The 7,803-nt window shown below is 71.2% G+C and carries 9 protein-coding genes; 5 read left to right on the forward strand and 4 right to left on the reverse strand.

Annotation, left to right across the window (positions count from 1 at the left end):
* Nucleotides 1-603: CGNR zinc finger domain-containing protein (locus AXW62_RS31920; protein WP_060947564.1), on the reverse strand; the 603-nt coding region annotated here is incomplete at its 3' end.
* Between the two features lie 55 nt (nt 604-658).
* On the opposite strand from AXW62_RS31920, the gene AXW62_RS31925 reads away from it, so the two are divergent.
* Nucleotides 659-1,627, forward strand: coding sequence for a ketopantoate reductase family protein (locus AXW62_RS31925; RefSeq protein WP_030841606.1), 969 nt, complete (start codon nt 659-661; stop codon nt 1,625-1,627).
* Here the strand turns inward: AXW62_RS31925 and AXW62_RS31930 are convergent.
* On the reverse strand, nt 1,599-2,099 hold the full coding sequence (locus tag AXW62_RS31930; RefSeq protein ID WP_060947561.1) for a DUF2000 domain-containing protein: 501 nt from the start codon (nt 2,097-2,099) through the stop codon (nt 1,599-1,601). The genes AXW62_RS31925 and AXW62_RS31930 overlap by 29 nt on opposite strands.
* 100 nt (nt 2,100-2,199) lie before the next feature.
* Between AXW62_RS31930 and AXW62_RS31935 the strand changes: the two genes are divergently transcribed.
* Nucleotides 2,200-2,694, forward strand: coding sequence for an Lrp/AsnC family transcriptional regulator (locus AXW62_RS31935; protein WP_060947562.1), 495 nt, complete (start codon nt 2,200-2,202; stop codon nt 2,692-2,694).
* 85 nt (nt 2,695-2,779) lie between these two features.
* On the opposite strand, the gene AXW62_RS31940 is transcribed toward AXW62_RS31935, so the two are convergent.
* Both AXW62_RS31940 and AXW62_RS31945 read right to left on the reverse strand, forming a co-directional pair.
* Nucleotides 2,780-4,207 (reverse strand): purine-cytosine permease family protein, encoded by a 1,428-nt coding sequence (locus tag AXW62_RS31940; protein ID WP_037648177.1) that lies wholly within the window; start codon nt 4,205-4,207, stop codon nt 2,780-2,782.
* An 80-nt stretch (nt 4,208-4,287) separates the two neighbouring features.
* On the reverse strand, nt 4,288-5,205 hold the full coding sequence (locus tag AXW62_RS31945) for a flavin reductase (protein WP_030841594.1): 918 nt from the start codon (nt 5,203-5,205) through the stop codon (nt 4,288-4,290).
* A 194-nt stretch (nt 5,206-5,399) separates the two neighbouring features.
* On the opposite strand from AXW62_RS31945, the gene AXW62_RS31950 reads away from it, so the two are divergent.
* From AXW62_RS31950 to AXW62_RS31960, 3 genes are read left to right on the forward strand one after another with little or no spacing between them, the layout of a single operon-like run.
* Entirely contained in the window at nt 5,400-6,578 is a 1,179-nt protein-coding gene (locus AXW62_RS31950) for an LLM class flavin-dependent oxidoreductase (protein WP_244503288.1), read from the forward strand.
* Nucleotides 6,571-7,191 (forward strand): amino acid synthesis family protein, encoded by a 621-nt coding sequence (locus tag AXW62_RS31955; RefSeq protein WP_060947563.1) that lies wholly within the window; start codon nt 6,571-6,573, stop codon nt 7,189-7,191. Before AXW62_RS31950 ends, AXW62_RS31955 begins: the two co-directional genes overlap by 8 nt.
* On the forward strand, nt 7,188-7,739 hold the full coding sequence (locus AXW62_RS31960) for an amino acid synthesis family protein (protein ID WP_030841584.1): 552 nt from the start codon (nt 7,188-7,190) through the stop codon (nt 7,737-7,739). The genes AXW62_RS31955 and AXW62_RS31960 overlap by 4 nt, the downstream gene beginning before the upstream one ends.
* The last annotated feature ends 64 nt before the right edge of the window (nt 7,740-7,803 follow it).

Consider the following 7,803-nt stretch of genomic DNA (forward strand, 5'->3'; position numbering starts at 1 on the left):
CCGCCGTTCGCGGTGTTTCGCGGCCTTGGCGCTGTTGCCGCACAGCCGCATGGAGCACCACCGGCGCCGCCTGCCCGGCGTGTGGTCGAGGTAGAGCATGGTGCACAGCGAGGAGTCGCAGATCCGCAGCGCCCCGCGCCGCTCCGGGTCCCCGATCAGCGCGATGAGGTCGCGGACGACGGCCGACTGCAGCTGCCGCCCGGACAGCGGGCCACCGGCGCCCTCGACCCCGACCCCGGTGTCGGTGACCGCCAGCAGCGGGCGCGGCGGGTCGGGGCGCGCCCGGTCGTTGAGCAGCGCCACGGAGTCGGCGGACGGGGGCCGGGCCAGGACGACCGCCGCGGCCACGTCGTACGCCGCCTCGCGCAGCGTCCGCAGTTCGGTGAGGAACTCGTCGGTGACCGCCCGGTCGTGGAGGCGGAGCCCGACGCCCTCGCACCACTCCCGCAGCCGGTCGAGGGTGCCCAGGCGCTCGATCGGGACGCTGCCGCGCCGCCCGAGGGTGGCGACCAGGTTCAGGGCGAGGCTGCCGGTGTCGAAGCGCAGGGCCCGCAGCTGAGCGGTCACGCGCGGTCGCGGGGTGCGCTCCGTCGAGGAATCCATGCGCTTAAAGTAACCGTCTGAAGGGTTACCAAACGGCTGAGGGTGAGGGGACATCATGCGGATCGCGGTCATCGGCGCGGGCGGCGTCGGCGGGTATTTCGGCGCGCGGCTCGCCGCCGCGGGGGACGACGTCACCTTCGTGGCGCGGGGCCGGCATCTGGCGGCGATCCGGGAGAAGGGGCTCACGGTGCGCAGCCCGCTGGGTGAGCTGCGGGTGCCGTCCGAGGCGGTGGTGCCGGCCGTCTCCGATCTGAAGGACCCGGACCTCGTCGTGGTGGCGGTGAAGCTGTGGGACACCGAGGACGTCGCCCGCCAGGTGGCGCCCCTGGCGGAGGGCGGCGCCGCCGTGGTCTCGTTCCAGAACGGGGTGCAGAAGGACACCGTGCTGCGGCGTCATCTGCCGGCCGGAGCCGTCCTCGGCGGGGTCAGCTACGTCTCGGCGTTCATCGAGGAGCCGGGGGTGGTGGTGCACCACGGAACCATGCAGCGGCTGGTGTTCGGGGAGTACGGGCGCGAGGCGTCCCCGCGTGCCCGCCGTTTCCTCGACAGCTGTCTTGCGGCCGGTATCGACGCCGAGATCAGCGGGGACATCGAGCGGGTCATCTGGGAGAAGTTCGTCTTCCTGGTGGGCCTTTCGGGCACCACCTCGGCGGTGCGGCAGCCGATCGGGGTGGTCCGCGCCGACCCGGGGTCGCGGACCCTGCTGCGTGAGGTGATGCACGAGGCGGTCGCGGTGGGTCGGGCCGCGGGGGTGGCGCTGGACCCCGGTTTCGCCGACGAACGCCTCGCCTTCTGCGACACGCTGCCCGCCACGATGACGTCCTCCATGCACAACGACCTGGTGCACGGCAACCGTCTGGAACTCGGGTGGCTCAGCGGTGCGGTGGCCGAGCTGGGCGCCGGACTGGGCGTCGCCACCCCGCGCAACCGGACCATCGCCGACATCCTCTCCCCCTACGCGCTGGGCGATCCGGCCGCGGCCGGCGGCGCGGGGGTCACCGCAGCAGGGGCAGCTTCCCGATGAGCCTGCTCACCTTGTTCCGCGGGCCGACCAGGCTGACCGCGAGATGCGCCAGGTCCTCGGCCTTGGTGCCGGCCAGGCTGTCGAGGTACTCGTCGTAGACGCGTGAGGTCTGGGCCTGCGCGGGCATGTCGACGACGAACAACTCGTCCTTCTCGACGGCCTTGGCGCGCAGTTCGCGCAGCGTCCCGGCGTCGGCGGCCAGGACCGAGCAGCCGGCCCACGGCAGCCCCGGGTGGGCGGTGCCGGAGCCGTCCGTGCCGTCCGGTCCCAGCAGCTCCGGCATCGCCCGGCCCACGGCGGCGGCCATACAGGCGGCGGCGTTCACCGCCCGGCCGGCCGGCAGCTCCTCGTCCACGACGATCACCCACTTCAGCTTGGCCTGCCGGGTGGACCGGTCGGTGCGCACATCCTCGTCGGAGAGCTGGGGAAGCCGGGGAAGCTGAGGAAGCTGAGGAAGCTGAGGAACGGACACGAGCGGCACTCCTTTGTCGATGGTTAATGTGGGGGACGGTAGCCATCCATCCGCCCTCCGGCATGTCTCGCCGAATTTCCTCAGGCAAAGGAGCGCTTTCGTGGAACTTGACGCACTCGACCGTGCTCTTTTGCGGGAGCTGCAGAACGATGCACGACGGACCAATCGCGAGCTGGCCCTGCGGACGGGGGTCTCGCCGTCGACCTCCCTGGAGCGGGTGCGGGCGCTGCGGGAGCGCGGCGTCATCAGCGGCTATCACGCCGCCGTCGACCTGGAGGCGGTCGGCCGCCCCGTGCAGGCGCTGATCTCGGTGCGGATCCGGCCGCCGTCCCGGCCGGTCATCGAGGGCTTCCGCGAATGGGCCGCCGCGCTGCCGGAGACCATCGGCCTGTTCGTCACCTCCGGCGCCCATGACTTCCTCCTCCACGTGGCGGTGCCGGACACCCATGGGCTGTACGCGTTCGTCATCGACCGCCTCACCGAGCGCCGTGAGGTGGCCGATGTGCAGACCACGATGGTGTACGAACACACGCAGTCGCGCCGTATCGACCCCGCCCCCGCCGAGCGCCCCGTGCCGTCCCGGCGGAGGCGATAGCGCGGCGGCCCGGCGCCGAACGGCCCGCGGGCGGGCGGCACCGCCGTCGCGATGCCGCCCGCCCCGGGCCGTTCCCCGTCGCGGATCAGGAGCCCGCCACCGCCGCCGTCTTCTCCGGCTGTGGCTCGGGCGCGGCCGGCACGTCGCGCACCCACAGCGGACGGAGCCGGTAGGTCAGCAGGTAGAGCACCGCGGCGGCGCCCGCCGCGACGAACATGCTCAGATCGCCCGCGTGCGGGTAGGCCGAGGCGAACGCCCCGGTGTAGAGGTCGGACTTCCAGAACGGCACCGAGGCCGCCACTCCGCCGGCCCAGGCGACGAAGCCCCAGGAGAGCACCCGTCCTCGGTCGTACAGCTCGGCGATCCGGCTGGGGTCGGAGCGGCCGCCCAGGTGGTAGTCGAGCAACAGCACGGTGGCGAACGGCGCGATGAAGTACGCGGTGAGGTTGAGGAACACCGAGAACTTCTGCTCGGTCCCGGAGTGTCCCCACAGGCTGATCCCGTAGGCCAGCGCGCAGATGAGGGTGACGGCCTGGGTGCGGGTGACCGGCACCTTCAGCGTCTGGACGGAGATCGCGCCGCCGTAGACGTTGAGGAAGTTCTGCGCGAGCGCCGAGAGCCCGATGGCGATCAGGGCGGGGACGGCGAACGGCCCGGTCAGCTGGTGCAGGGCGGTGATGGAGTCGGTGCTGGTGGCGTTGGAGCCCAGGAGCACACCGAGGATGCCCAGCCAGCAGATGGTGACGAAGTTGCCCAGCCCGGTGTACCAGGCGGTGCGGCTCACCACGCGTGGCGAGTCGGGCAGGTAGCGCGAGTAGTCCGAGGCGAACGGCGCCCAGGCGACGAGGAAGGAGAGGAACCAGCCGCCGAAGGTGATCCAGCCGCCGGTGGAGCCGATGTAGCCCGCCGCCTTCGGATCGGCGTCGAAGGTGCCCGCGCCCCGCACCAGGGCCACCACCGTGATCATGACGAACAGCGGAGTGAGCACATAGGTCAGCACCCGCTGAAGGAAATTGATCATGTTGTAGCCGTAGATGGACACCACCAGCTCGACCAGGGTGAGCGCCAGTCCGCAGAGCCAGAAGGGCAGATGGGTCAGCTCCGCGATGGCCTTGCCGCCGAGGATCACGGTGACGGCGGCCCAGCCGACCCCGGCGAACACATTGATGTACGCCACCGGCAGGAAGTTGCCGAAGAAGCCGAGCGGGCCGCGCGCCTGGATCTGCTGCGGCACCCCCAGCCGTACCCCCATCCGGGACATCACGGCCATCAGCAGGGAGCCGAGCCCCGCGCCGACGACGATCGCGGCGACCGCGGCGCCGAAGCCGAGACCGAGCCCGACCGCGCTGAACCCGAGCAGGATGACGGGAAAGTTGAGACCTGCGGCGAACCAGACGAAGAACTGCGAACTGGGCTTGCCGTGCCGCTCGGTGTCGGGGATGTGGTCGACCCCGAAGGGTTCCACCTTGGTGACCGCGCTGCCGTACACCGGCGCCGCGTCGTCGTGGGTCATGGGCGTGCTCCTGTGCGGGAGGAGTGGACGTCAGGGGGTGGTGCCGGGCCGGTGGACGTGCGGAACCGGGCGGCGGTCGCTCACCACGGCAGGGGCGCGGTGTGGGAGATGTCGAAGAAACCGCCGCCGCTGTAGACCAGCGGGGCCAGCTCCTCGTGGCGGGCGGAGACCACCCGGCCGGTGAAGACGGTGTGGCTGCCGGCCTCCAGCCGTTCGCCGATCTCCACCTCGAGCTGGGCGCAGGACCCGTCGATCAGCGGGACGCCGAAGCCACCGGGGGTCCAGGACAGCCCGGCGAACTTGTCGTCCGCCTTGGAGGCGAAGGTCTTGGCCACGTCGAGCTGTCCGGCGGCGAGGATGTTGATCCCCAGATGGGTGGCCCGGTGCAGCGCGGGGTGGGTCGTGGAGGTGCGCTGGACGCAGACCAGGACCATCGGCGGGTCCAGGGAGATGCTGGCGAACGCGTTCACCGCGAGCCCCCGTGGCTTGCCGCCGTCGTCGCAGGTCACGACGGTGACACCGGTGATGAACTTACGGTGCACCCCGCGCACCAGATCGGCGTCGACCGCCGCCTGCTGGGTGGTGGTGACGATCCCGAGCGCCTCCAGCAGCTGGCGGGGGTCCCAGGTCACCCACTCCTCGCTGACCACCCCGTGGTCGAAGCGGGTGAAGGTGGCGCCGGAGACCTCCACCGGCCTGCCGGTGGCCGGCACCCCGAGGAAGTCCCCGGTGTGACTGCCGGTGCTGCGCCAGCGGACGGCCAGCGATTCGCCCTCCTCGACGATCTCCTCGATCTCGGTACGGAGATCGGGGAAGGCCCGGCGGATGGCGCGTACCGACTCCTTGAACTGCTCCCGGTCCTGGGGGGCCGCGGCGGGGCCGCGGCGGCGTACGTAGGCGGGGCTGAGCAGCTCGTCGAGCGCGTCGACCTCTCCCCGGTCCCAGACGGCCTGCCAGGTGGAGCGGATGCGGGCGGTGCGGTCAAGAGTGTGCGTCATGACGTGATCCCTCATTCAGCTCTTGTATGGCAGAGGACCGTAGGAAGGCCATCAGCCGCTGTCAACACCCTGGGCCGAATGAACCGGAAATGGGTCCGCACGATGCTGGTTGAACAGCAAAGGCGCAGGTGAACAGTTGTTGCCTCGACTTTGACCCTTGACGGAGCGGGATTTGGACTCCTAGCCTCCCTGCCATGGCACAGCGTGACCCGGAAGAACAGGACGGACGCTGCATGCGCTTCTCGATATTCCACAACCTCGGGGCCCCGGGCCGTCTCGGCGAGTACGCCGACGTCATGGACGAGGCCCGGGAGTTCGCGGTCGCCGCGGACCGGGCGGGCTTCTGGTCCACCTGGTACACCGAGCACCACTTCGGGCACGAGGCGATCGAGATCACCCCGAACCCGGTGCTGATGGGGGCGGACATCGCCGCCCGTACGACACGGATCCGGATCGGCCAGGCGGCCTCCATCGCCACCTTCTGGCATCCGCTGCGGCTCGCCGAGGACATCGCGATGCTCGACCAGCTCTCGGGGGGCCGGGTCGAGGTCGGCCTCGGCCGGGGGCTGTACGGCCGCGAGGCGCTCAACCTCAACGCCCTGGCCGATCCGCGTGACCAGGAGCAGAACCGGGCCCTGTACGAGGAGACCGTCGAGATCCTGCGCAAGGCGTGGAGCGGCGAGTTCTTCTCGCACCGGGGACGGTTCTACGAGTTCCCCGCCCCCGGGGTGAAGTGGAACCACCCTCTCTCCCCCGCCACCCCGGACTACACCGAGGCCGGCGTCATCACCAAGATGCAGGTCACGCCGTTCCCGCTGCAGCGGCCGCACCCTCCGCTGTGGCAGGTCATCGACAGCCCCCGCTCGATCAAGGCCGCCGCGGCGGACGGTGTCCAGGGGATGTTCTGGCTGCCGCCGGTCTCCGCGCTCAAGGAGCGGTTCGAGCTCTACCGCGACACCGCGAGCCAGGCGTCGGGCCGTGAGTACGCGCTGGGCGAGGGCATCGGCCTGGTGCGTGACGTGTACGTCGCCGACACCATGGAGCAGGCGCGCGCCGAATTCGAAGAGGCGCTGATGACCACCTACCGGTGGATCATGCACTGGCGGGGTCTGGGCAACCTCATGGAGGCGGGCGAGGAGCTCACCGACGCCCATGAGCTGTCCTTCGACTTCCTCCAGGGACGTAATCTGCTGGTCGGCACCCCGGAGTACGTCTCGGAGAAGATCGCCGAGCTGCGTGACGAGGTGGGTCTGGAACATCTGCTGCTGTGGACCACCCACCCCGGTCTGCCGCACCGCAACGCGATGCGCAGCCTGGAGCTGTTCGCCGAGAAGGTCATGCCGCAGTTCACCGCCGGCGGCGGTCATGGCTGAGGCACCACGGCTGCGCAAGGTCGTCACCGTCACCGATGAGCTGCTGCTGGAGCTCGGCCGCCCGGTCGCGGTGCCGGTGCGCCGGGCCGCCGCCGCGGCGGTGATCCGCAACCCCTGGGCCGGGGCCGGCTTCGTCGCCGATCTGGGGCCCGAGGTCGAGCGGATCGCACCGGGGCTGGCCCGGCTGCTCACCGACCGGATCAGCGAGGCGCTGGGCGGGGTGGACCGGATCGAGTCCTTCGGCAAGGCAGCGATCGTGGGGCTGGACGGGGAGATCGAGCACGGCGGGGCGCTGATCCACACCCCCTTCTTCGGCAATGTGTTCCGTGAGCTGACCGAGGGCACCTCGATCATCGTCTTCAGCGACGACCGGCTCCCGGCCGGTGAGCCGCTGACCGTGCCGCTGTGGCACAAGACCGCGGCCGCGACCCGCTCGCACTATCTGACCTGCCAGATCCGTATCCCCGACGCGCCCCGCCCGGACGAGATCGTCGTCGTCGCGGCCGGGGCGTCCGGCCCCCGTCCGAACGCCCGGATCGGCGACCGCGCCACCGACCCCCTCATCCGCCTCGCCGACCTGGACGACCTGGACGACCTGGAGACCGTGACATGAACGTCCGCAAGATCATCACCTTCACCGAGGACATCCACAGCGAGGGCGGACGCCCGGTGGACCCGCCGGCCCGTACCGCGGTGGTGCTCGCCGTCATCGAGAACCCCTGGGCCGGACAGGGTTTCGTGGCGGATCTGCTGCCCGGGATCGACGAGGTGGCGCCGAAGCTCGGCGAGCTGCTGGCCCCGCGGGTGGTCGAGGCCCTGGGCGCGCCGGTGGAGGCGTACGGGAAGGCCGCGATCGTGGGGCTGGACGGAGAGATCGAGCACGGCTCCGGGCTGATCCACACCCTCAAGTTCGGCGACCACTTCCGCCGGGCGGCGAACGCGACCACCCTGCTGCCGGCCGTGGAGAAGCGCGCCGCCGCGGGGACGGTGTTCGACATCCCGCTCAAGCACATCACCGACGCCACCATCCGCTCGCACCACCAGAGCATCGAGGTCCGGGTGGCGGACGGGCCGCGCGCCGACGAGATCGTCATCGGGCTCGCGGCGGCCGCCCAGGGCCGCCCCCAGGCCCGGCTGGCGCCGCTGTCGACGGAGCGGTGAGCGAGTGGTGAGTGACATGGGCAGGTCCGACGCGGGCGCGCGGGCGCACGTCCCGGCCTCGCGG

Source organism: Streptomyces hygroscopicus subsp. hygroscopicus (assembly GCF_001553455.1).
In the GTDB taxonomy this organism is placed as follows: domain Bacteria; phylum Actinomycetota; class Actinomycetes; order Streptomycetales; family Streptomycetaceae; genus Streptomyces; species Streptomyces hygroscopicus.

Bases quoted from the DNA above. Each gene is read 5' to 3' on its own strand.
- AXW62_RS31945 (WP_030841594.1), bottom strand. From the start codon at position 5,205: ATGACGCACACTCTTGACCGCACCGCCCGCATCCGCTCCACCTGGCAG.
- AXW62_RS31940 (WP_037648177.1), bottom strand. From the start codon at position 4,207: ATGACCCACGACGACGCGGCGCCGGTGTACGGCAGCGCGGTCACCAAG.
- AXW62_RS31955 (WP_060947563.1), top strand. From the start codon at position 6,571: ATGGCTGAGGCACCACGGCTGCGCAAGGTCGTCACCGTCACCGATGAG.
- AXW62_RS31925 (WP_030841606.1), top strand. From the start codon at position 659: ATGCGGATCGCGGTCATCGGCGCGGGCGGCGTCGGCGGGTATTTCGGC.
- AXW62_RS31960 (WP_030841584.1), top strand. From the start codon at position 7,188: ATGAACGTCCGCAAGATCATCACCTTCACCGAGGACATCCACAGCGAG.
- AXW62_RS31950 (WP_244503288.1), top strand. From the start codon at position 5,400: ATGGCACAGCGTGACCCGGAAGAACAGGACGGACGCTGCATGCGCTTC.